This window comes from Neptunomonas sp. (assembly GCF_016744175.1).
In the GTDB taxonomy this organism is placed as follows: Bacteria; Pseudomonadota; Gammaproteobacteria; order Pseudomonadales; family Balneatricaceae; genus Neptunomonas.
Genome location: NZ_JADGEV010000007.1, coordinates 1 through 26,527 on the forward strand (window position 1 = coordinate 1; position 26,527 = coordinate 26,527).

At 40.3% G+C, this 26,527-nt stretch carries 25 protein-coding genes; 10 read left to right on the forward strand and 15 right to left on the reverse strand.

Going from position 1 to position 26,527, the window contains the following annotated elements; genetic code table 11:
• Nucleotides 1–350 precede the first annotated feature (350 nt).
• Both QZZ55_RS04315 and QZZ55_RS04320 read left to right on the forward strand, forming a co-directional pair.
• Nucleotides 351–1,202, forward strand: a complete 852-nt coding sequence (locus QZZ55_RS04315; RefSeq protein WP_293265697.1) for a helix-turn-helix domain-containing protein — start codon at nt 351–353, stop codon at nt 1,200–1,202.
• Nucleotides 1,203–1,311: 109 nt separating this feature from the next.
• A complete protein-coding gene (locus QZZ55_RS04320) occupies nt 1,312–1,617 on the forward strand; it encodes an antibiotic biosynthesis monooxygenase (protein WP_293265699.1) in 306 nt (101 codons plus the stop codon).
• Between the two features lie 150 nt (nt 1,618–1,767).
• Here the strand turns inward: QZZ55_RS04320 and QZZ55_RS04325 are convergent, their stop codons facing one another.
• From QZZ55_RS04325 to QZZ55_RS04340, 4 genes are all read right to left on the reverse strand, one after another.
• Nucleotides 1,768–2,226 carry a DMT family transporter gene (locus tag QZZ55_RS04325; RefSeq protein WP_293265701.1) on the reverse strand — a complete coding sequence of 153 codons (459 nt, stop codon included), beginning with the start codon at nt 2,224–2,226 and terminating at the stop codon, nt 1,768–1,770.
• Between the two features lie 98 nt (nt 2,227–2,324).
• Complete coding sequence (locus QZZ55_RS04330) at nt 2,325–2,525, reverse strand: 2-hydroxymuconate tautomerase family protein (protein WP_293265703.1); 201 nt, start codon at nt 2,523–2,525, stop codon at nt 2,325–2,327.
• 220 nt (nt 2,526–2,745) lie between these two features.
• The gene (locus tag QZZ55_RS04335; RefSeq protein WP_293265705.1) at nt 2,746–3,138 is read right to left on the reverse strand and encodes a nuclear transport factor 2 family protein; all 393 of its coding nucleotides are present in this window, start codon (nt 3,136–3,138) and stop codon (nt 2,746–2,748) included.
• Between the two features lie 50 nt (nt 3,139–3,188).
• Nucleotides 3,189–3,797 carry a glutathione S-transferase family protein gene (locus QZZ55_RS04340; RefSeq protein ID WP_293265707.1) on the reverse strand — a complete coding sequence of 203 codons (609 nt, stop codon included), beginning with the start codon at nt 3,795–3,797 and terminating at the stop codon, nt 3,189–3,191.
• Nucleotides 3,798–3,981: 184 nt separating this feature from the next.
• Here QZZ55_RS04340 and QZZ55_RS04345 point away from each other — a divergent pair, with 184 nt between their 5' ends.
• Nucleotides 3,982–4,857 (forward strand): LysR family transcriptional regulator, encoded by an 876-nt coding sequence (locus QZZ55_RS04345; RefSeq protein WP_293265709.1) that lies wholly within the window; start codon nt 3,982–3,984, stop codon nt 4,855–4,857.
• A gap of 79 nt (nt 4,858–4,936) precedes the next feature.
• Here the strand turns inward: QZZ55_RS04345 and QZZ55_RS04350 are convergent, their stop codons facing one another.
• The 4 genes from QZZ55_RS04350 to QZZ55_RS04365 form a co-directional block, all read right to left on the reverse strand.
• Nucleotides 4,937–5,323 carry a hypothetical protein gene (locus QZZ55_RS04350; protein ID WP_293265711.1) on the reverse strand — a complete coding sequence of 129 codons (387 nt, stop codon included), beginning with the start codon at nt 5,321–5,323 and terminating at the stop codon, nt 4,937–4,939.
• 491 nt (nt 5,324–5,814) lie between these two features.
• On the reverse strand, nt 5,815–6,027 hold the full coding sequence (locus QZZ55_RS04355) for a hypothetical protein (protein WP_293265713.1): 213 nt from the start codon (nt 6,025–6,027) through the stop codon (nt 5,815–5,817).
• 111 nt (nt 6,028–6,138) lie between these two features.
• Nucleotides 6,139–6,564 carry an RDD family protein gene (locus tag QZZ55_RS04360; protein ID WP_293265715.1) on the reverse strand — a complete coding sequence of 142 codons (426 nt, stop codon included), beginning with the start codon at nt 6,562–6,564 and terminating at the stop codon, nt 6,139–6,141.
• A gap of 823 nt (nt 6,565–7,387) precedes the next feature.
• Nucleotides 7,388–8,257, reverse strand: coding sequence for an AraC family transcriptional regulator (locus QZZ55_RS04365; protein ID WP_293265717.1), 870 nt, complete (start codon nt 8,255–8,257; stop codon nt 7,388–7,390).
• 372 nt (nt 8,258–8,629) lie between these two features.
• Between QZZ55_RS04365 and QZZ55_RS04370 the strand changes: the two genes are divergently transcribed.
• A complete protein-coding gene (locus QZZ55_RS04370; RefSeq protein WP_293265719.1) occupies nt 8,630–10,255 on the forward strand; it encodes a methyl-accepting chemotaxis protein in 1,626 nt (541 codons plus the stop codon).
• A 184-nt stretch (nt 10,256–10,439) separates the two neighbouring features.
• Here QZZ55_RS04370 and QZZ55_RS04375 read toward each other — a convergent pair whose 3' ends face one another.
• Nucleotides 10,440–10,691 carry a hypothetical protein gene (locus tag QZZ55_RS04375; RefSeq protein WP_293265721.1) on the reverse strand — a complete coding sequence of 84 codons (252 nt, stop codon included), beginning with the start codon at nt 10,689–10,691 and terminating at the stop codon, nt 10,440–10,442.
• Nucleotides 10,692–10,846: 155 nt separating this feature from the next.
• Between QZZ55_RS04375 and QZZ55_RS04380 the strand changes: the two genes are divergently transcribed.
• Nucleotides 10,847–11,680: an enoyl-CoA hydratase-related protein gene (locus QZZ55_RS04380; RefSeq protein WP_293265723.1), complete on the forward strand. Its 834-nt coding sequence runs from the start codon at nt 10,847–10,849 to the stop codon at nt 11,678–11,680.
• A gap of 69 nt (nt 11,681–11,749) precedes the next feature.
• Here the strand turns inward: QZZ55_RS04380 and xdp1 are convergent, their stop codons facing one another.
• The 5 genes from xdp1 to QZZ55_RS04405 form a co-directional block, all read right to left on the reverse strand.
• The gene (gene xdp1, locus QZZ55_RS04385) at nt 11,750–12,571 is read right to left on the reverse strand and encodes an exosortase-dependent surface protein XDP1 (protein ID WP_293265725.1); all 822 of its coding nucleotides are present in this window, start codon (nt 12,569–12,571) and stop codon (nt 11,750–11,752) included.
• Nucleotides 12,572–12,734: 163 nt separating this feature from the next.
• The gene (gene prsT / locus QZZ55_RS04390) at nt 12,735–15,542 is read right to left on the reverse strand and encodes an XrtA/PEP-CTERM system TPR-repeat protein PrsT (RefSeq protein WP_293265727.1); all 2,808 of its coding nucleotides are present in this window, start codon (nt 15,540–15,542) and stop codon (nt 12,735–12,737) included.
• Nucleotides 15,543–15,731: 189 nt separating this feature from the next.
• A complete protein-coding gene (locus QZZ55_RS04395) occupies nt 15,732–16,511 on the reverse strand; it encodes a sulfite exporter TauE/SafE family protein (protein ID WP_293265729.1) in 780 nt (259 codons plus the stop codon).
• A 61-nt stretch (nt 16,512–16,572) separates the two neighbouring features.
• On the reverse strand, nt 16,573–18,945 hold the full coding sequence (ppsA, locus tag QZZ55_RS04400; protein ID WP_293265731.1) for a phosphoenolpyruvate synthase: 2,373 nt from the start codon (nt 18,943–18,945) through the stop codon (nt 16,573–16,575).
• A 123-nt stretch (nt 18,946–19,068) separates the two neighbouring features.
• Nucleotides 19,069–19,602 (reverse strand): tRNA-uridine aminocarboxypropyltransferase, encoded by a 534-nt coding sequence (locus QZZ55_RS04405; RefSeq protein WP_293265733.1) that lies wholly within the window; start codon nt 19,600–19,602, stop codon nt 19,069–19,071.
• Between the two features lie 188 nt (nt 19,603–19,790).
• Here QZZ55_RS04405 and QZZ55_RS04410 point away from each other — a divergent pair, with 188 nt between their 5' ends.
• From QZZ55_RS04410 to QZZ55_RS04430, 5 genes are all read left to right on the forward strand, one after another.
• Entirely contained in the window at nt 19,791–20,612 is an 822-nt protein-coding gene (locus QZZ55_RS04410) for a pyruvate, water dikinase regulatory protein (RefSeq protein WP_293265735.1), read from the forward strand.
• 62 nt (nt 20,613–20,674) lie between these two features.
• Nucleotides 20,675–21,427 (forward strand): TetR/AcrR family transcriptional regulator, encoded by a 753-nt coding sequence (locus QZZ55_RS04415; RefSeq protein WP_293265737.1) that lies wholly within the window; start codon nt 20,675–20,677, stop codon nt 21,425–21,427.
• 66 nt (nt 21,428–21,493) lie between these two features.
• Nucleotides 21,494–23,812 (forward strand): MMPL family transporter, encoded by a 2,319-nt coding sequence (locus tag QZZ55_RS04420; protein ID WP_293265739.1) that lies wholly within the window; start codon nt 21,494–21,496, stop codon nt 23,810–23,812.
• A complete protein-coding gene (locus QZZ55_RS04425) occupies nt 23,802–24,599 on the forward strand; it encodes an outer membrane lipoprotein-sorting protein (protein WP_293265741.1) in 798 nt (265 codons plus the stop codon). Before QZZ55_RS04420 ends, QZZ55_RS04425 begins: the two co-directional genes overlap by 11 nt.
• A gap of 1 nt (nt 24,600) precedes the next feature.
• Nucleotides 24,601–25,827 (forward strand): hypothetical protein, encoded by a 1,227-nt coding sequence (locus QZZ55_RS04430; RefSeq protein ID WP_293265743.1) that lies wholly within the window; start codon nt 24,601–24,603, stop codon nt 25,825–25,827.
• 57 nt (nt 25,828–25,884) lie between these two features.
• Here QZZ55_RS04430 and QZZ55_RS04435 read toward each other — a convergent pair whose 3' ends face one another.
• Nucleotides 25,885–26,418 (reverse strand): cupin domain-containing protein, encoded by a 534-nt coding sequence (locus QZZ55_RS04435; RefSeq protein ID WP_293265745.1) that lies wholly within the window; start codon nt 26,416–26,418, stop codon nt 25,885–25,887.
• Nucleotides 26,419–26,527: the final 109 nt, after the last annotated feature.

Below are 26,527 nucleotides of genomic sequence, written 5' to 3' on the forward strand. Positions count from 1 at the left end.
ACCGTTTGGAATACTTACATAAACTGGGCATGGCTTATGTTAATGCCGATGTGGACGCGTCATGCCTCGACCTAGTGGCTGACTAATTGTCTTTCCAGAAGAAGAATTACATATATGCTTATCCGAGCCAAGATAATAAAAAAGGACGCCTAGACGTCCTTTTTTTATTCGCTAGGCTATTACGCCTTTGAGATGCCGTTAGTTGAAAATAGAAAAATCAACCTCTTATCTCAAAGAAAGCGCTTTGCATTCTTAATATTCAACTCTACTATATTTTTAAATATCAGATATTTTGACACCTCATTCTTGTTAGTTATTTTATTATTGAATATTTTAATTTACCCATAATAATGGACAATCATGAAATACCTAAAGCCCTATACACTTATCCAGGGATAAATATAATATTGCATGATGACCAGTCATGCATATTATTTAAAAAATTAACAAGTAACCTATTAAACCAAGAAAAAATAGCAACGTCTCACTGCTTTATGTATGTCTTGAGAGGAAAAGTAAAAGTACAAACTAATGAAGGAAACGCTATAACCACCCAGTCTGGCGAAATGCTGTTTATGCCTAGAGATACTTACCTTATTTCTGATTTTGTTACCATAAATAATGATATTGAGCTCTATTTTATTTTTATTGAGCACAGCATATTCGATCTGTTTTTGAGAAAAAAAGTTGAAAGTAGTAAAAAGGAAATATCAATAGCACCAACTATTTGCAAACTACACACAAGCGTAAATATAAGCTGTTATTTTAACGCGTTAAAAGAGGTTTACTCAGGTTCAGAAAATAATCGAGAGATTCTAAAAATCAAGATACTGGAGTTCTTACATCTCATCAGCATAGATAATCGTAGCAACATTATCGAAACGCTTTATATGTCTGAGCAATACAAAAGAAAACGCAATATCACTTCTCTCATGCTCGAAAATTACAACAAAAACCTTACCATTGCAGACTTTGCCAACCTGAGTGGTCGAAGCTTATCAACATTTAACCGAGATTTTAAAGGAGAATATGGAAAACCTCCTAAACAATGGTTAATAGATAAAAAGATGTCGGAGGCAAGAAAGCTCTTAGATAATGGTTCAAACGTAACAAACTGCGCGCTTGAAGTTGGTTATAGCAATGTGTCACATTTCATTAAAGCCTATAGAAAAATCTATGGAAAAACTCCAAAACAAATATAAATAGCTAGTTTTGACAGAAAATGAATACTTTTGACTTTTTAGGAGTAGAGGCGTTTTTAAAAAAACATATGATGATGCCTTTAATTGCTGTTACAAAAAGGGAAATAAAATGAGTATTACTGTCATACTGGAAGCCGACGTAAAGCTAGAGGGGAAGTCAAAATTACTAAGTCTATTAACTAAGAATTTACCCGATACTAAAATTTATAAAGGATTCATTAGCATCTCCATTCATAGTGAACAAAATACTAATCAAGTAATTTTCTATGAAAAATGGCAATCCATCGATGATTATCATGCTTATTTGAATTGGAGAACTGAAACTGGGTTAATGAAGGAATTAGCAGCTACTTTAAATTCGTCGCCCACAATTCGATACTTTAATACTGAAGTTATTGATGGAATTTCAGATTAAATAAGTCATGAAATCATACGGGCAGTACTGAATACAGAGAACCGCTCACTTCGCTCAAGTATAGTCCATTCATTAACGCCTCTAAATGAAGCGTTAATGTCTACATTAAGCAAAACCTGTTTAATTACTTAGACCTGCTCTATGCTAGATTTATGCGCTTGTTGAGCGACCAACAACCATAAACACACCTACTCCCATTAGGGCTAAGCCTATCAGCCGCTTAGGTGTTAGGGAATACTGCAGCGCACCTACAAGCCCATAATGGTCGATAAAGCTCATAGCCACTAGCTGACCAAGCAATACAAATGAAACCGCATTAGAAATGCCAAAATGAGGTGCGACACTTGTAATACTTAAAATATAAAACATGACAAAAAATCCGCCAAAGTATAAATACCATGGAATATTTGCTTTATATAGCCCAGTAGATACGCCCTCTACTGCGAAAAGATACGTAACCGAAACAGCCAACCCAACTATAAATAATATTGTAGCTGCCAATGCAGGACTTTGAAGCTTAGCGCCCAAGCCACCATTTAACGCAGCCATCAAAGGAATGCCAAGACCTGCAACGAACATAATTGATGCGTAAAAAAAAGTACTATTCACATTTATACCTTCATATTTACTGAATGTTTTTGGGGAGCAAAATGCAGATAGCTACAACTAAGCTCCCCGAGAAGACCGTAATAAGATGCCCTCTATGTTTAAGCTAATTGGCGTAGTTTCGTTACTTGATCGAAACCAATGCCCCAATTATCGGTACTCACTTCATCAATCACCACAAAGGTAGTTGTCGGATTTTTGTTTAACACGTCCACTAGCAATTGGGTGGTACCTCGTATGAGAGCCTGTTTCTGTTCTTGAGTGACATTTTCATCGGTTATTTTAATATTTACGTATGGCATAATTTTTCTCTTATATTAGTGAGTTAGCTTGCAACAGCAAAGCTAAACTGTTGTTTTGCAGTCAGTCCTATTATTGTCTTCTCAAAACATTCAACCGAATGAGAGCCGGCGATCAATAAAAATATAAGCAACTCATTCATAGCCTGTTATAGGTTTGTTTACCCTATTGGGCACCAAGAACACACCACATCGTGGATCATTTCTATCTTTAGTATTTTCATCAATGGCCTTCCCGTAAATCAGAGTACATTTTATTGACGATTAACCAGCGCCCGTTCTCCTTAAGAAGGCTCAGAAAATCTATATAAAAGTGATCAAATAACGGGCATTCCAGCTTTACCATTGCTTGATCTTTGATTACTTCAATGGACAGTAGTTTAAAATCATAAGCCTGTCCTTGCTGGTTAGGTATTGGTCGATTAGCAACAGCGTCGAGCCATTGCTCAAGACTACGTCGTAAACTAGGCGCGTTAAGATACGCATCCGGATGGAAAATGGCTCTCAATTTCGATACCTCGCCATAGTGCAAGCCATCAAAATAGTCTCGAACTAAACTCATTATTAATTCAAATTCATTTGAGCCAAAATCACCGCTATATGTCGCATTTTTCATGCAAGCTTCCCTCTCCCATAGATAATATTGAGCCACCGCAGACGGTAGCACTACGCAGCTGATTGACGCTGTTCAGCACTAAGAGCACGTTGAAAGCTCGGCATTTCAAGTACGGCATCCAACATTTTTATGGTGTTGTTTCCCATTGAAATGTCTACAGGAAAACTTGCCCCCCAACGTGAATACACAGTCAGCATAATATCCGCGGCTGAAGGCTGGTCACCGCCAAGGAAGTCTTGCCCAACAAGCTGTTGCTCTACGACCTGCCATAGACGGGTAATAGCTTGGGCTGCTGTATCAAAGGATGACTGTTTAGCCTTCTCATCAGCAATGTTCTGAGCAATAAAAAATAAACGACTATAGGCAGGATGCATTGTGGCATTGGCAAACATGATATTTTGAATGGCTTGCTCACGCCCTCGTCCAGTGGCAGGCAGCATGCTGCTCTGATGTTTATTGAGCAGATATAACATCACAGCGGCTCCTTCCAAAAGTGTTTTTCCGTTATCGACAAGTACTGGAACCATACCCGCGGGATTGATAGCGCTAAAATCACTCACTTGCTGCTTGTCGATAATGTCCACCGATTGGCCCAGCTCGTGAATAACCACTTGAGTTGCTAGAGAACAGGCCCCAGGAAAGTAATATAACGTGTACATAGTATTATCCTCATTATTGTTTAAATGGTTTAGCTAATTGCGTGCCGCTTGAAAGATGAGTAACGACAACAAGGAGGAGTTTGATCTTTATTTTTGTCTACATATATAGCTATAATTAAAACCTACTGTTTCCATAATAGAAACAAACTTTTGCTTATCATTACTTCATTGGATACTACCTTCTATGGACAAACTACGGGCGCTGCAACTATTCATACGTCTGGCTGATTTGGGTAGCTTTACACGTGTTGCAGAGCAAACAAATACATCTAAATCCATGATAAGTAAGGAGATTAGCCGTCTTGAAGACTCACTAGGCGCTCGCTTATTGCATCGCTCTACACGCAATGTCCAGCTGACCCATGTAGGTGTGGGTTATTTGCAACGAGCAAGGGAAATACTAGAAAAGCTAGATGAAGCAGACAACTTTGTGCAAGACCTTCAGCAGAACCCACGCGGCAAATTAAAAATCAACGCTCCTATGGCACTTGGAATCATCGATTTATCTACGTTGTTTGCCGATTTTATGCAGGCTTACCCGGACATTGAGCTAGATATTCATCTAGGAGATGAAAGTGTAGATCTGGTTGAACAAGGTTTTGATCTAGGCTTTCGAGCCTCCAGCCTACCAATCGATACGAATTATGTCGGCCGCCCACTGACCTGTTTCAAATATCGCGTATGTGTAGGGTCTGAATATTTAAAGAACCACCCTGCTATTAACTTGCCACAAGACCTTAAAGAGCATAATTGCTTCGTATACAGTTATTTCCAAGGGAAAAATGTTTGGCCTATTGAAGACGGTATTGCCATTAAAGGGACATTACGGGTTAACAGTACGGTTTTTATGATGGAAGCCATTAAACGCAATCAAGGCATTGGACTAATTCCAGACTTTGTTTGCCGTGAAGCACTTGAAAAGGGAGAAGTTATTGAAGTTTTAGAAAAGTCAAAGAAGCCCAATCTTACGCTTTACGCCTTGTACCCTGCACGACATTTTGTCCCCTCTAAACTGGTGCAATGCGTAGAGTTTCTTGAGCAGTGGTTTGCTAATAAATAACTTACATTAAATCAATACTATAAATTATCGATCGCCAATGAAGCGCAGCAGAACGCACTGCATTTGTGAGTGCCCTTTATTATGATGGTTCACTCGTCCATTGAATTGTGACCTTTCTTTTCCCCCACTCTTTGGCTTTCTTGATATCTTTACCCATATAGATATCTATCTTTTGTTTCCATCTCTTATTCATTTTATCAAGCACCTTATATTTCCCCTCCATCCCCTCAATGGACACCTCAACACCATGAGTGAGCCCAATTTTAATGAGATCCCTTGAAACCGCGATTGACTTCATCCCTGGCTTAAGGGTGTCTCCCCATGCTGCAAGCGAAGGCGTAGAGTCTGTTTCTTGGGGGCTTGAGGTATATGCCGTAGCGGTCACCTCTAAAGAATTGACCTTATCAGCACACCCACACAATAAAGGTATTACAGCCAGAACTATAAAATGACTAAATTTTCTCATTGTTTACACGCAGCAGATTTTTCATAGACATAATGCTCTCGACTTATTACGAGCCTTCAGTTTAGTGGGTTAACTGCAAGCCGAAGCGATACTGTACCTGTTACCAATACAAATAGAGATCAAGAGAATTAACAGTAGCATAACTTTTATTGGCTCAGACAATTAAACAGACTTTTTGGAAGCCACTTTTTCTGAAGATACCTGTAACGTTAAGGCCACTAATCTGGGCCGGTAGCCTAGAAAAAACGACCGATACACAGTGAGTAATCCACAATTAACTTCATAAAAACCACCGACATTACCGGCCACATACGATATATAAATTCATCCAGTTTTTAGCAAAAGGCTTTAAAGAAAAAGCAGGTATTAGCGCAGATGAACGTGATAATGGAAATCATACCACGTCCATTTAGGGGGTTGATAACAGTTAGCTCAATTGTGCAATAAAGCAAAACTGAGCAAACGGTTAGCCTTACCGCTTCAAATTCCGGTTATGCGTCTAATATAGACTGAAGCTCTGACTCACAACGACTAACAAATTTACTGTACTGACCTTTAGTTAAAAACAGTCGATGAATACCAGCACAGTTTTGATGGCCCTTATCCAAGTTTTTCTTTTGATCAAAACCGCAACGAATGATTTCTAAACTATCTAAATCTATTTCGATAAAGTAGCGTGTATCATCATTATGAGTCTGAACCATGAAGTATCTCTCCCGTTAGCTAATACCGATATTCAATTCACTATTAACCCTGAATATGCCTCGATGCTTAGCGAATTAATATGCGTAGAAGCTTCGCAATAACAGATTTTGTTATGCATTTACAACCTCTGTTTTAAACAAATAGTCGTGACCACACTTTTTGGCAGGCCCAAAACCAATAACGTAGTTAACGAAAGAAACCACAGTCAACCAGATGGCAACATATGAGATTAACACCGGAATTAACGTGCGCAACATAAGCACTGGAACAGCGGTAGCACCACTTATTTTAAGACCAAGCAACTTCTTCCCCACTGAGGCCTGATAATTTCGCAAGAAATGATAATTGACTAAAATGTACCCAAACAGAAACGCCACAGCTCCAATCAAGCTAGCATACTTCGTTAAATTGATATTAATTCCCGCATCAACGACAACTAGCACCAACACGACTACTCCCAATAATAGCCCCCCCACAACTAAAGCAATAACTATATCTATTAATAGCGCTACTAATCGTTTAAACCTGAATAACATACTTACCCCAAATTGACGTAGTCTTACCCAACTAACAAGCTAAAACAGTGACGAAGGAACAAAAACCAACTGTTTTTTATTCTTATTATGTTTCATCGACCTCCGAAAAAAATAAGAATTAGACCAATACCAAGAGCAATAAATGGATACCTCATCTCATCCTCATAATAAGCGAAGATAGCTTGTGATATCGGTGGAAAAAAGAAATTCAATGCTACGCAAAGAAATGAAACTTGTATCCCTCTAATGACAGACCAAAACCATGCAATAAAACAAATAATTAATCCTGTTGTTTCCATGTTAAATCCCTTACATTTGTATATGCGGAGGTCCGTGTATCTACCCTTACCGTTATTAATAAAAAACAGACGTGATCGTTTGAAAAGGAAGGAAAATCTTTAGCAATAGAGAGGCCTCTTCCGTGGCAAACCGCGCATGCGTGTTAACAATTGATATACGGGGTCCGTATAACTACCCATGCCAGACATCCATCTGTCTGATTTCATTATACTTTCAACTCAGACCTTGAGACAATACAAGCATTCATATCGTTCGAATTGATACAAAACCAGCACAAACATCATCAACGCCTAGATATACTGTATAGATAAGCACAAATCATAAGGTGGTAATTTTACAACGCCACTACCTGCGTAGTGGTGCCATTATGCTTAGATGTAATAATATAAAAGCAGCCGTAAAGCTGCCTTTTAGATAATTAATTTGGTTCGGTAAAAAATCTATTCTGAGCTGTCGTCTTGGTCGCTCTTTAGAAACTAACAACACGAATGCACAACAATTTTCCTTTATTGCCTACATATAATCACTGTCGCTTAAGGGGTAAGTAAATATCAGTAATTAATTCATTCGGCGCCACTGTTCTTGGGTCATTTACGTACTCTTCAAATACCGGGGCATTTTCAGATTCTCTGCCTGAGTTAGGTAGCCACTCACCAAACAGCCATTGATAAGCGACCTGCATGTTTGAGTAAGGGCCAACATATCGAAGTACAGCGCATTCACAGCTTCCTATTGCGTACTCCGTCACGGGGTCTGAGCTCATCACATCATAGCTAGATAAAGTAGCACATGCAGCCGAGCGCAATTTCTCTTCAGGAGTTGCGTCTGGGTCATCAAAGTAAACGCCAAACGAGCGGGTCTGCTCAGAAATCAACTGCTTCATACCTAACCAAGCAAATAACTTTTCAAACGAGCCTCCTATATCCATATAAGACCCCGTGTGATCAACACCTGCTAGGGATATCGCCTCAACCTCTTTTATTTCAACCTGTAACATATCGACACCTTTAATAGAGACTAATTCTCTATCTTTTGAAAGTTTAAATATTTGATGGTTTCCCTCAACTCGATAACGAGCAGGAGGCAAACCGAGACTATCACTGAATGCTCGATTGAAAGACTGTACACTGCTATAGCCTGATGATTTTGCAATCTCTTCCACACTCTTTTGACTATTGACTAAATGGCCTGCAGCTTTATGTAAACGTAGCCTTTTAACTGTAGCGGCCAACGTTTCCCCATACATTGCTTTATACACCCTATGCCAGTGATAAGGAGATAAACAAGCAATGTCAGCTAATACGTAAAGGTCTAGCGGCTTATCCAAATGTTTATAGATATAGTCAATTACACGTTCAAAACGCTGGTGATAAAACTGCTCTTCGTTTGTCATAGGTGCATCTCTTTCAACAACATTAATGTGATAAAAGTAACCTTATCACTCTATGATTTAGCAAATCTTGCTGACTTTATCCAAAATCCTTATCAACAAGCAGCAAACTATGAAAAGTTTTTGCTTACGCCCAAATGTGTCTTTTTATTTACAATCTAGTTATTTAGTACTAGTTGAACTGAGAATTTCGTCGCCCATTTAAGACGAATAATCTTTTGATACAATTAGATACAATTAAAACTACTGTTTGAAACAGCATTTAATACAAACCTTGCTACACTTCCCTCAAGCGCACTGTAAATTAAAAATTACAAAAATTATTAAACCGTGCACTCCTTTACAGCAGTAGCCCTTTGGCGTGGAGTTTATTCTATGTTTGTACCCAACATGACCGTTAAATCCAAACTCATTTTTATTACCCTAATTTTTGCTTCTCTTTGTATTTCGATAAAATCCTACGATCTCTGGCAATTAAAAAATGACTTAATATCTGAAAGAAAAATGCAGTCAAGCAATGCGGTAGACATGGCGTTTAACGTCATAGCCTTTTATGAGACACAACAAAAAAATGGGCTTTTAAATAAGCTTGATGCCCAAAAAGGAGCCCTAGCTTCAGTAAAGGCAATGCGTTATGACGAAGGAAACTACATTTGGATTAATGACATGCAGCTGCGCATGGTCATGCACCCCACCAACTCAAGGCTAGATGGAACAGACCTTTCTACATTCACAGATAGTGATAAGAAACCATTATTTGTAGACATTGTGAACGGAGCCAAACTCAATGGGTCTGGGTTTGAATATTACATGTGGCCAAAACCTGGTGAAAGCATCCCTTCAGAAAAGCTTTCCAAGTATTCTCTTTTCGAGCCATGGGGGTGGGTCATTGGTACAGGTGTGTATATAGATGACATTGACGATAATTTTCTTACCCGATTAATTGAATCTGCCATTTTTATTATTCTTATAACACCTCTTCTTGCATGGCTTACGATTTCTACTATTCGCTCAATCACTCGACCACTGCTTAGTATGAGTAACACCATGAAGGAAGTGGCTAAAGGTAATCTTTCAAAGCGTATTAATACCACCAATCAAGACGAGCTTGGCAATCTTGGTCTAACGATCAATGCCACGCTCGATATCCAACAAGACCTGATTAAAAAAATGAGACTCTCTAGTAGTCAAATGCTCAGCTCTGCAGAACAGATGGCATCTACCGCAGAGCAAACATCCTCAGGGGTTATGCAACAAAGTGAAGAAACACAGCTACTGTCCACTTCTATGAATAAAATGTCCAATACAGCCAAGCATGTGGCCGATAGTAGCCAACAAACTGCGAATATTACTGTGCATGCAGCAGCAGCGGCCCAAGAAGGTAAAAACATCGTTTTAGAAACTATCAATTCCATCAACGGGCTGGCAGGTCAACTCGAAAACCAAGCAAGTAACATCATAAAACTCGAAGAAGATATGAATAATGTTGAAAGTTTTTTATCAATTATTAGAGATATCTCTGACCAAACAAACTTGCTTGCTTTAAATGCCGCTATTGAAGCAGCCCGTGCTGGTGAGCAAGGGCGTGGATTTGCTGTCGTTGCTGACGAGGTACGCGCGCTTGCAAAACGCACTCAAGAATCTACAGACCAAATAAACACACTAAATTCAGAATTAAAACAGGCATGCAAGAATGCGGTCAGTATGATGTCAGAAAGTCATAATGAAGCACAAAAATGCATACAGAGCGCTTCTAATGCTGGCCAGCACCTCGTCAGCATTGTAGAGCACGTTCAAGAAATACTAGAAATGAATACGGTTGTCGCCTCCTCTGCTCATCAACAAAGCTCAGTTGCCGATGAAATGAGTCTCAGCTTGAATAACATAGCTATTATTGCTGACCAAACTCATGGAGGAGCGCAACTTACCGCTAACAATAGTGAGCAGCTAGCAACACTATCACGCGCACTGCAGAGTCAAGTTAATCAATTTACTACCTAAAAAAAGTACTGGCGCCACATAGGCAAAAGTCAACAGCAAAGCTTGATTCTGTGTAAGTAGGGTGGTTTTTTAGCAGAACACTTTAATTCACAAGAATTAGGCTTTTTTACCTTACCCATATAGATACATTGGCAAAACTATTGTCACTTCAAGTGGTAATAGCAAACGCTGAAGAAAGAAATGGTTACTTGCTCTTAGCAGGTATTACTTTTTCGTTTTCGCTTAATAATTGTTCACCCGAAGCTGTGGATTCTTGTTTTCGTGTAGGGTCTTCGCCTCTCAGTATCGCTTGCTGCAACTCTAAAACGTCAGAGTGCTCCTCACTTTTATCTTTTATAAACGCCATGCTCAGGCCTTTATTGTCTTGATTTAATACCAATGAAATAGCGACAGCGGTAACCGTCAATATAGAAATCCCTTTAACGGTATCGTTCATCTCTATTCCCCTCTCCCTATATGATATTAAGCAATTTTTTACCCTTACATTAGATAATAAAACATCTGTTTGAATCAACCATTTAATAATAAAGGAAAACCCTTAATTAAAAACAAAATATCGCGTATTCTTATAGAAAAAATCGAGACTTAAAAATGCCTAATCAAATTCCTCAGCTTTTAGATGCAACCTTACAATTAGATAACCGTATTGCTGTTTTAACTTTGAATCGAGACGATGTTAGAAATGCCTTAACAGGGACTCACTTAATTGATGATATTTTGTCGACTATTCAGTGGGTTAACACATGTGAAGCGGTGTCTGTTTTAGTCATCACTGGAGCAGGTACTGCGTTCTCTGCTGGCGGGAATATAAAAGAGATGCTCGAGCGCGATGGCGAGCATCATGACGGCGCATTCAGTGGCGACGTATATGAAGTACAAAATAAGTACAGAAATGGAATACAGAAAATCCCGCTGGCTGTATATAACTGCGAAGTACCGGTTATTGCTGCGATCAACGGTGCTGCTATCGGGGCTGGATTTGATCTTACTTGTATGTGCGATATGCGTATTGGCTCGACACAAGCACTCGTCGGTGAAACTTTCGTAAACTTAGGAATCATCCCTGGTGATGGTGGTGCGTGGTTTTTACAACGGCTAATTGGTTACCAAAAAGCTGCAGACATGACGTTTACTGGCCGTCTAGTTAAGGCTGATGAAGCTAAAGCTATGGGGTTATTGATGGATGTTGTCAGCCCTGAAGAACTAATGCCCGCAGCATTAAAACTAGCAAGCCAAATAGCAGCTAAACCCCCTCAAGCGACACGGCTTACTAAGCGCTTGATGAAAGCAGCCCAACGTCAAGAGCTTGCAGATTTTTTAGACTTATGCGCTGTATTTCAAGGTATGTGCCACAATACAGATGATCATCTAGAAGCGGTCAGTGCTTTTGTTGAGAAACGTCCCGCTAAATTTAACGGGAAGTAGTGACGGCTACCCATAAAACCGAAGCTTACTTGGTTCGGTTTTATTAAAAACACAATCTCTTATCTGCTCTCAAGTATGCTTATGCCAGTTTGCTTTGCGCGCAATAACAACCAAACCTAACGCTAACAATATCAAGGTACTTGGTTCAGGAACTTCATTTGATGGAGGTCTTACGCTACCACTAATACCTGCCAATTTTATGCCATCCCAGTTGCTATCAGTAATCGAATCTCCTGTACTTGCGCCCGTTCCAACGGCCGACATATAAGCACCAATAATCCAATAGCTTGAATAAACCGTATCTAAATTACTGTTTACCGTTTCCTGGCCCGTTCCCGGGTTTGCGTGATGGCTAATAACACTCCAACCATTTGCTGATAAGCCTGATAAATTCACACCACCTATATCTGCAGCAGGCTGTGAACCGGTCGTACCGCCCTGATATGCCATAACCGTCACATCAGAATCACCTCCATGCCAGCCAATATTAAAAGCATCTAATGAAAACTGTTTTTCTGCAAAATCAAACATGACAAATTCGTAAGTGCCACCATTATCTATGGCGTGATTATCACCACCCGAATTACCATATCCAGAACCATCGGAGCCATAGCCATCCTGATCAATAACTAAGCCGTACTGGTTATGCGCAAGTAAACTATCAACGTTTCTAATTTGGTTTGGTCCCGACACAGGAGCAGACCAAGCAGACAATGTAGTCATCGCTCCAATACTATCACTAGAGAAACTATAGCTTCCAGATGTCGTACTTGAAACGCGATAATCACCATTTGATGAGGTCTTAAAGTTCCAGCTTACAGATGCACTTACATTCAGACTGGTAATAGCCAATACCGCACATAATCCAATCTTAAACTTTGTAATGTTCATATGACCACCTACAACTTTGTTCTTTTTGTCTCCAATAAAAGACATACTACTACCACGAAACAATTTAAACAAGATTATTTAAAGCCATATAATTTAATTACTTTAAAAACAATTAGTTATAAATAAACAAGCATATAGAAAGACAAATATTCAAACAGGTATTTCATTGTAGTTTTTCTTGAAGCTCTTCTTTTAACACAATAACTTGACCTCTTCCCTCAAATTCCACACCTGTCAGTAGCGCCTTATCAAGATATATTGCTGCTTCTTTAACTCGCCCTAAGGACTTAAGGGCAACGGCTAAATGATAGTGAATATCAGGAGCATTGGACTGGCGAGAGCTCGCCTCCCTAAGGTATTTCAGACCTTCTTCTGCATTACCTGACTCAACCAACAACCACCCCAAGGTATCGGCTACTTGAGGTATATCCGACGCTTTTTTATAAGCATTCCTTGCGTAAACAAGAGCGTCAGGATGATTTAATTTATAAAGCGCATAAGCCATGTTATTGAGTAATAATGCACTTTCAGGAAAATTACTCAAAAGCTGTTGCATAACATCAACGGCTTTTTCATATTGACTATCTGCAAGTAAATGCTCAGAAAAGGCTAATTTAACAGTGGTGTCTTCTGGGTAAGATTGAAGCCACCACTCTAATAGATCCCCAGACTCATCACCTTTATTCTGTGCTTTTAAAGCCCTGAAACGATTAATCACCAACGCGCTTACGGGTTTAATTGATAAACCCAATATGTACTGCTCATCGGCCTTATCAAACTGCAGCTGCTCCATGAAAACATCACCTAGTAACTGAAACCCAATAGGGTTGTTCGGATAACGCTCCTGCAATTTGAGCGCTGCCTTTTCTGCTCCAACAAACATGCCTAATTTAATACTTAGCTCTGTCATTAATACTTCGGCGGGATAAAAACCTGGCCGCCCTTGAAGTGCTTTTGTTAATGAGTAACGCGCATCCGCCACTTCATTAATACGTAGTTGCAAGTTTGCTATTTTATATAATGCATCAGCATCAAATCCGGCAATTTTCACCATTCTTTTAAATGTCACTTGTGCTGCTTTAGGTTCATTCTTTATTCCCTGAATTTGCCCTAACAACGAAAGCACAGCCAAATTATCAGCATGACTCTGTACACCCGCTCTTACTGTATTTTCAGCAAGGTCGTACATTCCTAGCCTCACATACAAATCGGCTAAATAAAGCACGACTTCTAAAGATTTAGACTCTAGAGCTGATGCTTTTTCAGCCCACTTAAGGGCTTCGGTATGATTACCAGAAACATATTCTAGACGCGACACTTGGAGCATCACAGTCGTATTTTCAGGCACAAAAGCCAGCAACTCATTCATTTGGGTACGAGCATCAAGCAGCTTATTCTCTGCTATATTTATCTTCACAAGATTTATTTTTGCAGCAGAGAAGGCGGGATCGTCTTTCAAAATAGCAGCGAATTGATTTCTAGCGTCATCCATTTTCCTTTGTGAAAAGAGTGCGACCCCTAATAAATTGCGATAAGTCGCATTCTCAGAAGAAAAACTCACTAACCTTCGTGCCGACACTTCAGCTTTATCAAAGATTTTTTGTTTTAAATACATAACAGTTAATAAAAACGCTGTTTTCTGTGTAGGCTCTTTGGCATAAATACTTTCTAAAGCTTGCATGCCCTCTATGACACTTCCCGATTTCAACTGACTCTTTGCAAGCTGCGTTTCAATATATAGGCTGTTACCAAAAAGAACGGCTTCTTCGAGTAACTTTGTCGCTCTGGCATCTCTCCCTGTCTGGCTATAAGCCGCGGCAAGCATGGTAAGGATACTGGCATCAGTTTTGGCGAGTGGGCGGATAGTATTCAATAATTTGATTGCTTGCTCTTGCTCACCCTGCCCTAATAAAACATCAGCTAACAGCTTATGAGCACCAATATCTGAAGGCACTTTCCTCAAGTACATTTCAAGATAAGTACGAACAGACTCCCATTGTTTTAACGCATGATGCGCTAACGCAGCGGCCATTAAGAGTTGAGGATCAGCTCTCACTTTTTCTTTAGGAAGTACGGCAATAACTTCAGTACATCTAACGAACTCTAAACGAGCCTTTTCATCACTTCCCATTTTGGACAGTAACAATCCCCGAAAGTAAGCAGCACGTGGCTCATAAGGAGACTCTCTTTTCAGAAAACCTAAATCAACACTCGCCTCGTCCAGCCGATCTAAGTCAATTAACGCCCCTATTTTTGCAACGCGCGCATCAACATGACTAGCTTGCAAAATGAGCGCTTTTTCATAAGTGCGAATAGCCAGCTTTAAATCACCTAGCGCATGCACAACAGAAGCATGGCTATTCCAAGAGCGAGCGTCAGAGGGCCAATCAATGATTAACTGTTGCGAGTTTTTCAAAGCATCTTCGTAAGCCCCCTCTCGAATAAGCAATATGACACTGGCTAGACGAGGCAAGAGCGCTGAAGGGTCTACACGAAGCGCCACATCGATAGACTCTCGCGCTTCCCCTAACTCATCTAACAATGTATAGGCTTCAGCACGATACCCAAGAAGGTCCACTTTTATGCGGGGAGGCAGCCCCTCAATAGGAAGGTCAGAAATAATCTTGGAATATTTGCCTAACAGCAGATATGTATTAGCTAAATTTATTGTAATAAGTGAAGCGTCAGCGCCAAAGAGCAATGCTTGCTGTAATACATATTCAGCCGCTTTGGCATCTCCCTGTTTTAAATATACTTCACCAGAAAGAACCAATGATGGCAAATGACGAGGATCCACCTGTAAGGCATTTTTCAACTGGACAATAGAAGCATCAAAATCATCTTGAAAATATAGCTTGTTCGCATCTTCAAAATAAACAGCGACATCATTACTCGCAGCTTCTGAGCCAACGGAGGAACTCATACAACTAAACGTGAGTATCACCACAGCTGCCTTACTGACAATCCTCATTTATACAGTCCTTTCTCATAACTCATATTATCTGAATTTCGCTATGCTAATGCACCACGTCACCCATTTAATGTAGTCATAGAGTTGCAACTTAACAAACGAAGAAAGCCCTTCGACTTTAACTACTTTTTCTACTTATCTAGCGCAAACAGCACTTATTTTATACGGTAGAACTAATCAATTTTCTATTCAATTCCACGCGTTCCACAGACCAATAACACTAACCAAAATTAGAGTTATACCAAGCAAGCGGAAAAACAGAGGGGTCTCTGCATGAATGATTTTTTCATGAAAACGCATGCCAATGATATGCCCAAATGTTGCACAGGGAAGCAGCCATAGGTGGTGTATCAACTGAAAATCAATGCCGGCCCAAATGAACGCGATACATTTAATCAATACCAAAATAAACCAAAGAGCAAACAGTGTATCTCTTAGTTGGTGCTTAGCCACGTGAGATGCATACACTGCAACAATCAAAGGCGCACCAATTAAAGACGTCCCACTAATGTACCCACCAAGCATCAAAAAGCTAGCATCTAATGTTGTGCTGTTACTGGTAAAAGGCTTATTCAAGGCATACCCAAAAGCATAAACCATAACAATCGTGAAAATGATACTGCCCATCAGTTCTGTTGGTAATGTTAACAAACCAAAAACACCCACCAGCTTGGGCACGATCATTATCTTTAATGAGCGCTTTAAATACCGCCAATCAATGTTAGATTCAACCTTGGATAAAGAGGCTTGCTTACCGTTCCTTCTGTGATTAGTCACAGCAATAAAAGCGGAGAACACAAGCAAGTGCACTGCAATAATGGGCAAAAAGATCAACGGATCATTATGAACGAGCAAAAGAAATGGTAGCGATAGCACGGCTCCGCCAAAGCCCAACCCGGAACGAACAAAACCACTCCAAACAAACAACAGGCCGATAAGGATGTACTGCCAAGCTTCTAATTCGTTCATTGTTCTCTACTAACGTAAAAAGGGGCAAAAGCCCCTTTTTGATATAGAATTTATGGCAGGGTTAATGCGAAGAACGGTTCGCCAAAAAGAACCACGTATCTAACACCGAATCTGGGTTAAGCGAAACACTGCTGATGCCCTGTTCCATTAACCATTTAGCCAGATCAGGGTGATCTGATGGCCCTTGCCCACATATCCCAATGTACTTGCCTTGGGCCTTACACGCGTCTATGGCCATGCTTAAGAGTTTTGTAACAGCATCATTACGCTCATCAAAAAGGTGTGCAATTACCCCAGAGTCTCGATCCAGCCCTAATGTGAGCTGAGTAAGGTCGTTAGACCCAATAGAAAAACCATCGAAATACTCCAAAAACTCATCGGCCAATAAAGCATTTGAAGGAATTTCACACATCATAATAAGACGTAACCCATTTTCTCCACGCCTGAGACCATTTTCAGCTAACAAATCCACGACTTGCTTCGCCTCACCAACCGTACGAACAAAGGGAATCATTATTTCTACATTGGTCAAGCGCATTTCATCACGAACTTTTTTCAATGCACGGCATTCGAGTTCAAAGCAATCCCGAAAAGAATCAGAAATATATCGAGCCGCCCCTCTAAACCCTAGCATTGGGTTTTCTTCACTCGGCTCATATTGGTCACCGCCAATCAAATGCCCATATTCATTAGATTTAAAATCAGACATTCTTACGATAACTTTTTTAGGATAAAAAGCGGCCGCCAGTGTTGCAATACCCTCTACCAGCTTGGCGATATAAAACTCTATAGGCCCATCGTAACCAGAAATACGCCGCTCAATCACTTGACGCACTTCATGAGGTTGTTCATCCATATTGAGCAATGCTTTAGGGTGAACCCCAATCATACGATTGATAATAAACTCAAGACGAGCAAGACCTACACCAGCATTGGGCAATGATTGGAAATCAAATGCGCGATCAGGGTTGCCTACGTTCATCATTATATCAAACGGCAACACTGGCATTGATTCAACGCTGTTAGTTTGGTGTTCAAAGTTTAACCGCCCTTCATAGGCACGCCCTGTATCACCTTCTGCACACGATACAGTGACAACCTGTCCATCACGCAACCGATCTGTTGCATCACCACAACCCACTATGGCAGGAATACCTAATTCCCGAGCAATAATTGCAGCATGGCATGTTCGCCCACCTCGGTTAGTAACGATGCCCGCTGCACGCTTCATTACAGGCTCCCAATCAGGGTCTGTCATGTCAGTAACGAGTACATCTCCGGGCTGAACTTTTGACATTTCAGAGATATCAGACACCAAGCGCACAGCTCCAGAGCCAATACGGTGCCCAATAGAACGCCCCTCAACTAATACATTACCTTTTTCTTTTAATAAGTAACGTTCAATCACATTTCCATTATCTTTACTGCGCACCGTTTCAGGTCTTGCTTGAACAACATAGAGATGGCCGTCATCACCATCTTTAGCCCACTCAATATCCATCGGCCTGTCATAATGTTTTTCTATAGTGACAGCTATCTCAGCTAACGCTTGTACATCACTATCATTAATACAAAAGCGGTTTCGCTCACTGTTTTCTACATTAATTGTTTTCACAGATTTTGCTGTCGAGCCATCACCTGCATATACCATTTTGATCGCTTTAGACCCTAAGGTACGCCTCAAAATTGCAGGAATCTTTTGCCTCAATGTAGGCTTATAAACATAAAACTCATCAGGATTTACAGCACCTTGAACAATCGTTTCACCCAAACCATACGAGGCAGTAATAAATACAACATGATTGAAGCCTGATTCAGTATCCATAGTGAACATGACGCCAGAAGCACCCGTTTCACTACGCACCATTCGCTGTATACCGGCAGACAAAGCAACTTCATGGTGTTCAAAGTTATGATGCGTACGATAAGAAATAGCACGATCATTATAAAGAGAGGCAAATACTTCTTTGACCGCTTGCTTAACTTCTTCTACGCCACGGATATTCAAAAAGGTTTCCTGTTGTCCCGCAAAAGAGGCATCAGGTAGGTCTTCTGCTGTCGCGGATGAACGTACAGCAACGGCTAGATCGGTTTGGCCAGCGGATAACTCGGCGTATGCAGTTTCTATAGCGAGGTTTAACTCTGGCTGTAATTGAGCATCAACTATCCACTGACGGATCTCAGCCCCTGTTTTAGCTAAGGCAACTACATCGTTAGTATCTAGCTGTTGCAAAACACTGTTTATTTTTTCTTTGAGATCACTAAAGTTTAAAAAATCTCGAAATGCATCTGCTGTGGTAGCAAATCCTCCTGGGACTTTTATTCCAGCTGAGCTTAACTGGCTTATCATTTCGCCTAATGATGCGTTTTTACCGCCAACTATATCAACATCACCCATACCCGCCTGATCAAGACGTAATACGTAATTATGCAAAGCTTGCCTCCCCTTACTATCCAACCGACACGTTGATTATCTTTTTCATTTCAGCGCAACGTCAGCACAGCATACGTTAATAATTAAGAAATAATAAAACCTAAGCTCATCTTAAAACTGCTTTTATGTAGATGAGTCAACTACACGACCAATAAATGCATGAAAATCCGTTTCCAGTTTATTTGCAAGAAGATTGTGCTTCTTCATTCGCAATAAAGCTATCACACTTTCTGCTGTACACAACCCACCTTCTACCTGATTCCGCCGTAATGTAAATATAGACACCTCAGTGGGTATCAAAGTAACTCTTGGGAGCATACGCAAGTAGACACTGCGATTAAAAATTTTGCGCGCTTCCTGCCATGTACTATCAATCAATATATATTTTGATAGTAAAGCAGCCTTTTCAGGATTCAAATGCAGATTTAAATCACAAGCTTCAGGACTATCATCTAAAGCATTTTCATCGCTCAGCTCTTTTGCAGGGTACAACAAACCAACATTACCTTCTTTTATCCACCTAAGTAATAGTGGGTCCGGAGATGTTCTTTTCCATGTTATACGCGTTACGTTTAAGCCACTGAGCGCCTCTACTAGTTGCCCAGTGTTAGTCTTCTTTTGTAACTCTCGTTCATGCGTCAGTAAAATTATATGCATTAATTTATAAATAACTCATCGGCTTTACATCATCTAAAGCAATATAATTGAATACAACAAATGGCCTTATTTCCTATTGAAAACAGCAAAATAATACCATAATTATCGGACGTAAATCATTGTGCCATTTCTAGCTGTAGCCCCCCATCATATTTGCTATAGTGGCTCAAACTAGCATAGAGAATTTCATGAAACGTACTGTATTTTTTATCTCTGATGGGACAGGTATTACAGCAGAGGCACTTGGTGACAGCCTACTCGCGCAGTTTGAAGAGATCGAGTTCGAAAAGATCACGCTGCCGTATATAAACACACCCGACAAAGCGATGGAGGCCGTTAAAAACATTACTGCTGCGGGGCTAAGTGACGGTTTAAGACCTATCCTTATCGACACTATTGTAAATGATGAAATCCGCCAAATTTTAAACACGTGTGACACCCTAAAAATTGATATTTTTTCAACTTTTATCAAGCCTCTAGAACATGAATTTGGCACAAAGTCTTCCTATTCAGTAGGAAAGTCACACGCCATTGTCGAGTCTGACCGCTATAAAGATCGCATAAACTCAGTAAACTTTGCACTAGACAATGATGATGGAGCGAGAACAAAACAATATAACGAAGCTGATATTATCTTGGTAGGCGTGTCCCGTTGTGGCAAAACACCTACCTGCCTTTATATGGCCTTACAATTTGGTATTCGTGCAGCAAACTACCCTCTTACGGAAGATGACTTAGAAAGCGATGGCCTACCCGCCTGCCTAACCCCATTTAAAGACAAGCTTTACGGCTTAACCATCGACCCTTTCCAGTTAACCGCGATTAGACACGAGCGCCGCCCTAACAGCCGCTACTCTTCACTCAACCAATGCGATACTGAAATTAGATTTGTTGAACGACTCTTTGCTTCTCAGAAAATCCCTTTTATCAATACAACAACCTTTTCTATAGAAGAAATTTCTACTCGAATCATGGCCGATAGGGGCTTACAGCGTAGCCTTAAAAATTAATTTATTTTACATTTATGTTCTTTTGGGCTATTTTTGACGAATCGTCACTAAAAGAATTATTTATGACTCCACGTATTCTAGATATCAAAACACAGGTAGAGAGAGAGAACACTCTGTTAGACTGTGCGCATGCTTTCATTCAACGCGAAAGTATTGCCGCCCTTACTATTGATAAGTTGGTAAAAGAACTACCGTTTTCAAAAGGTACCATTTACAACCATTTCAATAGTAAAGAAGATATTCTGCTTGGTTTATGTAACCGCGGCATGAGCATTCTCGCTGAGCTGTTTAACAGGGCACGTCAGTTTGATGGACTGCCTAGAGAGCAGGGCCTAGCCATTCATTTTGCTTATATGCTTTATGCAAAATTACACCCAACACTTTTCATGTTGGTTCTTACTGCTAAAACATCCAACATTACGGATAAAGCATCAGCATCAAAACAAGAAGAGCATCTATTACTTGAAGGGAAGCTCATTGGCCCTATTGTCTCAATTTTCCAAGAATCCCTAGATCGAAACGAAATATCTCCTCCAATGCCGATGACACTAGAGCAACTGGCTTTTGCCTGCTGGAGCTTAAGCTTCGGAACAAATGCTCTTCTACTACAAAACATTGAGCACTGCGGAACGCGTTCCAATTTAGTCGTTGAACGAGAACTAATAAACAATGTGAATCTTCTTTTTGATGGGTTTCAGTTCCAACCTCTCACAAATGACTTTGATTGGACAAACACAATAAGCAGACTTAAATCTATTACCTTTTGTAAAGAAATTGACAACCTTAAAAGTAGAGGACATATCCTCGCTATCTAACCCTCTATAGCGACCAGATGTCGCTATTTATTAACCAATGGCTGTTCGTCATAAACGGAGTGAATTATGAAAGAGCGTGTCTTTGATGTTGCCCTTAAGCACCCTATCTGGGTCTTATTGATCAGCATCATTTTAGTTGTAGCATCAGCTGCAGGAGCTAAAAATCTAGTTTTCAAAAGTGATTACCGAGTATTCTTCAGTGAAGAAAATCCACAATTAACCTCTTTTGAAGACATGCAAAAAATCTACAGTAAAAGCGATAATGTCGCCTTTATTATTACCCCTAAAGAGGGCTCTGTCTTCACTCCAGAACGGCTGGCTGGTATTTATGAATTAACACTTCAGTCGTGGCAAGTACCCTTTTCGACACGTGTTGATTCAATTACCAACTTTCAGTACACCACCGCAGAAGAAGATGACCTGATTGTTGAAGATTTAGTGTTAGATCCAACAGTGCTTACGCCAGAAGACATGCCTAAACTTCAGGCTCTTGCTACCAACGACCCATTGATGAGAAATAAATTAATATCACCTGATGGGCTCGTAACCGTTGTTAACGTAACCGTTCATTTGCCAGGTATCAATCCTGTTGTTGAAGTACCTGAAGTTGTTTCTAAAGTGCGTGAAATGAAGCAACAGTTTTTGATAGACAACCCCGATTTAGAGCTTTACTTATCGGGCATGGTTATGATGAATAACAGTTTTGCAGAGTCTTCTCAAAACGATAGTAAAACACTCATACCAATGATGTTTGGTATGGTTGTTCTCAGCATGATATTTCTCTTACGTACGGTAAGTGGGACTATAGCAACTGTTGTTATTATCTTGTTTACTATCACGAGCACTATGGGACTTGCCGGCTGGACTGGCTTTTATCTAACGGGTCCTTCTGCAAGCGCACCCACCATGATCCTTACCCTTGCAGTGGCTGATTGTGTTCATATTTTGGCCACTTTCTTCTATGAGCTGCGACAAGGAAAAGAAAAACCAGTTGCTCTTAGAGAAAGTTTACGTGTCAACTTCGGTCCTATTTTTCTAACAAGTATTACCACAGCGATTGGCTTTTTGAGTATGAATTTTTCTGACTCTCCGCCGTTTCGTGATTTAGGCAATATGGTAGCCGCCGGTGTTATGATTGCCTTTGTACTGTCTATTACTGTATTCCCTGCATTGTTAACGTTGCTACCTATAAAAGTTAAGCCCAAAAAAGAAGAGAAACATGACCTCATGGATGCTTTCTCAGCTTTTGTCATTAAAAAGCGCAAAGTATTGCTACCAAGTATGACAGCAGTCATTCTCGCTTTGATAGTCTTCTTACCACAGAATCAACTCAACGATAACTTCGTAAAGTACTTCGATACATCAGTCCCATTTCGCCAAGCCACTGACTTTATGGAAGAAAACCTTTCTGGCATGGCCTCCATTGAGATTTCTATTAATTCGGGTGAGCCCAGTGGTATCAACAAACCCTCTTACCTTAGTTCACTTGATAGCTTTACAGAGTGGCTGCGCTCACAACCTGAAACCGATCATGTGAGTACGCTCACTGATATCATTAAGCGTCTTAATAAAAACATGCATGCTGATGATCCAGCTTTCTATAAGCTTCCTGATAACCGCGAGCTCTCGGCCCAATATCTACTCCTATACGAAATGTCATTACCTTATGGGTTAGACTTAAACAACCAACTTAATGTTGATAAGTCATCTACACGAGTCATTGCGACGATAAAAAATCTTACCAGTAATGAACAAGTTGAGTTTGAAGAACGTTTGTATCAATGGTTTGATAAAAATGCTCCGCAATATCAGATTCAAGTAGCCAGCCCCAGCTTGATGTTTTCACACATTGGTCAGCGCAACATTCAAAGTATGTTAATTGGAATAACACTGGCCTTAATATTGATTTCTGCATTGCTCGGAATTGCATTGAAATCTGTACGCTATGGGATTATTAGTTTACTACCTAACTTAGCACCCGCAGCAATGGGCTTTGGTGTGTGGTATTTCATTGATGGGCAAGTAGGGTTAGCACTCTCGGTGGTTGCCGGTATGACATTAGGTATTGTGGTCGATGATACCGTTCATTTCCTTAGCAAATACCGTCACGCTAGAGTAGATAAAGGAAAAAATTCTACAGAAGCTGTCCAGTATGCCTTTGCTAGTGTTGGCCGTGCACTTTGGATTACCACTCTCGTTTTAGTGGCTGGCTTTATGGTGTTGGCACAATCCAGTTTCAAAATAAATGCAGATATGGGATTACTTACGGCCATCACTATAATCATCGCACTGATAGTAGATTTTTTATTCCTCCCCCCTCTACTAATGAAACTTGATAACAAAGAAACAAATACGGTTAAACAAGGAGAAACTGATGCACCTTAACCCAAAACCACTTAGCTGGATGCTATCCGCTATCATACTCAGCTCAGCCTCCTACGCGCTTGCTGAGACGGCTGAAGAAAAAGGTCTAGCGATAGCTCAACAAACTAAAGAGCGAGACCAAGGGTGGAGCGATATGCAAGCCCAAATGACCATGGTTTTGAGAAACAGCCAAGGCCAAGAAAGTGTTCGTGAAATACGCTTAAAGTCATTAGAACAAGAAGCTGATGGTGACAAAAGTTTAAGTATTTTTGATAAACCTCTTGATGTGAAAGGGACAGCATTTCTTAGCTTTTCCCATCCTGTTGGGGCTGATGACCAATGGCTGTACTTACCCGCTCTTAAACGTGTCAAACGTATCGCCTCGCGGAACAAATCAGGTCCGTTTATGGGGTCTGAGTTTGCTTATGAAGATCTCACCTCGTTTGAAGTTGAAAAGTACACGTATAAATATCTTCGGGATGAACCTTGTGGTTCTGAGCAGTGCTCAGTGGTTGAGCAATACCCAGTCGATAAGTATTCTGGATACACACGTCGTGTTACATGGATAGACCAATCTGAAAACAGGTTACATAAAATTGAATTTTATGACCGAAAAGGGTCACCCTTAAAAACATTGACCTATGTTGATTACAAACAATACTTAGGTAAACATTGGCGGGCAGACATCATGAAGATGGTAAACCACCAAACACGGAAAGATACTGATCTTATTTGGAGTGAATATCGCTTCAAAGAAGGTTTGAAAAATGCGGACTTTAATAAAAATTCATTAAAACGAGCACGTTAATATGCCTTTACTACGAAGCATCAATTTCCTACATGGAATTAAATTAAGCAGCATGGGGCTCATTCTGGCATTTGCTTCTCAGGTTAACGCCAATGTGGAATTTGAAGCTTCGGGTAAAGCAACAGCTGAGTTAAGGCTGTTTCCTGAAAGCCCACAATTTTCACATCAATATCAAAATGCTAATGTTTCCTTAGCGATAGAACCTGACCTCTTCTGGCAGTGGAATGATGGCTTAGACTCTTTAAGTTTTAAGTCCTTTTTGCGCCTAGATCAGCATGATGATGAACGAACTCATGCTGACATTCGTGAGCTTATTTGGATTCACCAAGGAGATGATTGGGAACTACGCAGCGGTATAGGCAAAGTATTCTGGGGTGTAACCGAATTTCAACACCTCGTTGATGTTATTAACCAAAGCGACAGTATTGAAGATATTGATGGTGAGGATAAGCTGGGGCAACCCATGATCAACCTTTCTCTTGTAAAAGACTGGGGTATTGTTGATCTATATATACTCCCAGGCTTTCGAGAACAAACATTCCCTGGCAAAAAAGGACGCTTGCGCTCCGGGTTAGTTGTTGATACCGATCAAGCTCAGTATGAAGCAACTAATGACGAACGACATACAGACTTAGCCGTACGCTGGAGCCACTCTATTGGGGACTTCGATATTGGGACTCACTGGTTTCGCGGAACCAACAGAGACCCTATTTTACAAGCAGGCCTGAAAGGAAGTGAAACTGTACTCATACCCTATTATGAGCAAATGAATCAATTTGGGCTTGATCTACAAGCCACAATAGACAGTTGGTTGTGGAAGGCAGAAACCATCTGGCGAAATACTGACTCTTCCACTTATTGGGCAGCACAAGCAGGCTTTGAGTATACGTTTTATGGCATTCAAGAAAGCAATACTGATTTAGGCGTTCTACTGGAGTATGGATGGGACCAACGAGGCAAGAAAGCAACGGCCGTATTCCAAAATGACATATCTATAGGTGCTCGATTAGCTTTAAACGATACGGCCAGTACTGAAATGCTCGCGGGTATCATTTACGATCTAGATTACGAGAGTACGAGCTTTCAAGTGGAATTCAGTCGACGATTAGGTGACAAATGGAAAATATCTCTGGACGGTAGGTTTTTCTCGCCAGAAAACGATGACAAATTATTATCATCATTTGATAAAGATAATCATATCCAAATAGGGGTAGAGCGATATTTTTAATACAGTGGTTTGCACATACAAAACACTGTATTAATTTCCCATAGCTAACTTTTAAGGTTAGCTAGCCGGATTAGAACTGATAATCTGACACTCTTCGCCTGACATATTTCTGAAACGATGCGGGATGGCACTGTTAAAATAGTAGCCATCTCCCTCTTTTAAATTATATACATCATGGCCAACGGTAAGCTCAATCTCTCCTTTTAAAACAACACCGCCCTCTTCTCCTTCATGTTGCAACATATCTGAACCTGTATCAGCACCAGGTGGATAATATTCGCGCATTATATTAGTCGTACGTTCTTTTACCGTAGCACCAATTAAAAGCAACTTAACATTATCTGTACCTACATCTGGCTGCTCATCAGCCCGAAAGACCACTTTCTCTGGTTCTGCTTCATCTGTAAAGAAGTCGCCGATGGAAATGGGAACACAAGCTAGGATTTTTTTAAGAGAACTAACAGAAGGGCTGACACCATTTTTTTCTATCATCGATATAGTGCTATTTGTTACACCAGCACGCTTCGCCAACTCGCGCTGGGAAATACCTTTAAGTTTACGTATCTGTTTTAATCTCTCACCAACATCCACACCAATACCCTGTATTAATTACGTTTATTGGATTATATCAAATATTTCCGTGCACAATGAAAAACTGACAACTGGTGAATAGAAACCAGCCGTCAGTTAATAGATTTAT

Bases quoted from the DNA above. Each gene is read 5' to 3' on its own strand.
- QZZ55_RS04405 (WP_293265733.1), bottom strand. From the start codon at position 19,602: ATGCATATAATTTTACTGACGCATGAACGAGAGTTACAAAAGAAGACT.
- QZZ55_RS04410 (WP_293265735.1), top strand. From the start codon at position 19,791: ATGAAACGTACTGTATTTTTTATCTCTGATGGGACAGGTATTACAGCA.
- QZZ55_RS04375 (WP_293265721.1), bottom strand. From the start codon at position 10,691: ATGAACGATACCGTTAAAGGGATTTCTATATTGACGGTTACCGCTGTC.
- QZZ55_RS04415 (WP_293265737.1), top strand. From the start codon at position 20,675: ATGACTCCACGTATTCTAGATATCAAAACACAGGTAGAGAGAGAGAAC.
- QZZ55_RS04320 (WP_293265699.1), top strand. From the start codon at position 1,312: ATGAGTATTACTGTCATACTGGAAGCCGACGTAAAGCTAGAGGGGAAG.
- QZZ55_RS04355 (WP_293265713.1), bottom strand. From the start codon at position 6,027: ATGGTTCAGACTCATAATGATGATACACGCTACTTTATCGAAATAGAT.
- QZZ55_RS04340 (WP_293265707.1), bottom strand. From the start codon at position 3,797: ATGTACACGTTATATTACTTTCCTGGGGCCTGTTCTCTAGCAACTCAA.
- QZZ55_RS04425 (WP_293265741.1), top strand. From the start codon at position 23,802: ATGCACCTTAACCCAAAACCACTTAGCTGGATGCTATCCGCTATCATA.
- QZZ55_RS04330 (WP_293265703.1), bottom strand. From the start codon at position 2,525: ATGCCATACGTAAATATTAAAATAACCGATGAAAATGTCACTCAAGAA.
- prsT (WP_293265727.1), bottom strand. From the start codon at position 15,542: ATGAGGATTGTCAGTAAGGCAGCTGTGGTGATACTCACGTTTAGTTGT.
- QZZ55_RS04345 (WP_293265709.1), top strand. From the start codon at position 3,982: ATGGACAAACTACGGGCGCTGCAACTATTCATACGTCTGGCTGATTTG.
- xdp1 (WP_293265725.1), bottom strand. From the start codon at position 12,571: ATGAACATTACAAAGTTTAAGATTGGATTATGTGCGGTATTGGCTATT.
- QZZ55_RS04365 (WP_293265717.1), bottom strand. From the start codon at position 8,257: ATGACAAACGAAGAGCAGTTTTATCACCAGCGTTTTGAACGTGTAATT.
- QZZ55_RS04420 (WP_293265739.1), top strand. From the start codon at position 21,494: ATGAAAGAGCGTGTCTTTGATGTTGCCCTTAAGCACCCTATCTGGGTC.
- QZZ55_RS04370 (WP_293265719.1), top strand. From the start codon at position 8,630: ATGTTTGTACCCAACATGACCGTTAAATCCAAACTCATTTTTATTACC.
- QZZ55_RS04350 (WP_293265711.1), bottom strand. From the start codon at position 5,323: ATGAGAAAATTTAGTCATTTTATAGTTCTGGCTGTAATACCTTTATTG.
- QZZ55_RS04395 (WP_293265729.1), bottom strand. From the start codon at position 16,511: ATGAACGAATTAGAAGCTTGGCAGTACATCCTTATCGGCCTGTTGTTT.
- QZZ55_RS04430 (WP_293265743.1), top strand. From the start codon at position 24,601: ATGCCTTTACTACGAAGCATCAATTTCCTACATGGAATTAAATTAAGC.
- QZZ55_RS04315 (WP_293265697.1), top strand. From the start codon at position 351: ATGGACAATCATGAAATACCTAAAGCCCTATACACTTATCCAGGGATA.
- QZZ55_RS04360 (WP_293265715.1), bottom strand. From the start codon at position 6,564: ATGTTATTCAGGTTTAAACGATTAGTAGCGCTATTAATAGATATAGTT.
- QZZ55_RS04335 (WP_293265705.1), bottom strand. From the start codon at position 3,138: ATGAAAAATGCGACATATAGCGGTGATTTTGGCTCAAATGAATTTGAA.
- QZZ55_RS04380 (WP_293265723.1), top strand. From the start codon at position 10,847: ATGCCTAATCAAATTCCTCAGCTTTTAGATGCAACCTTACAATTAGAT.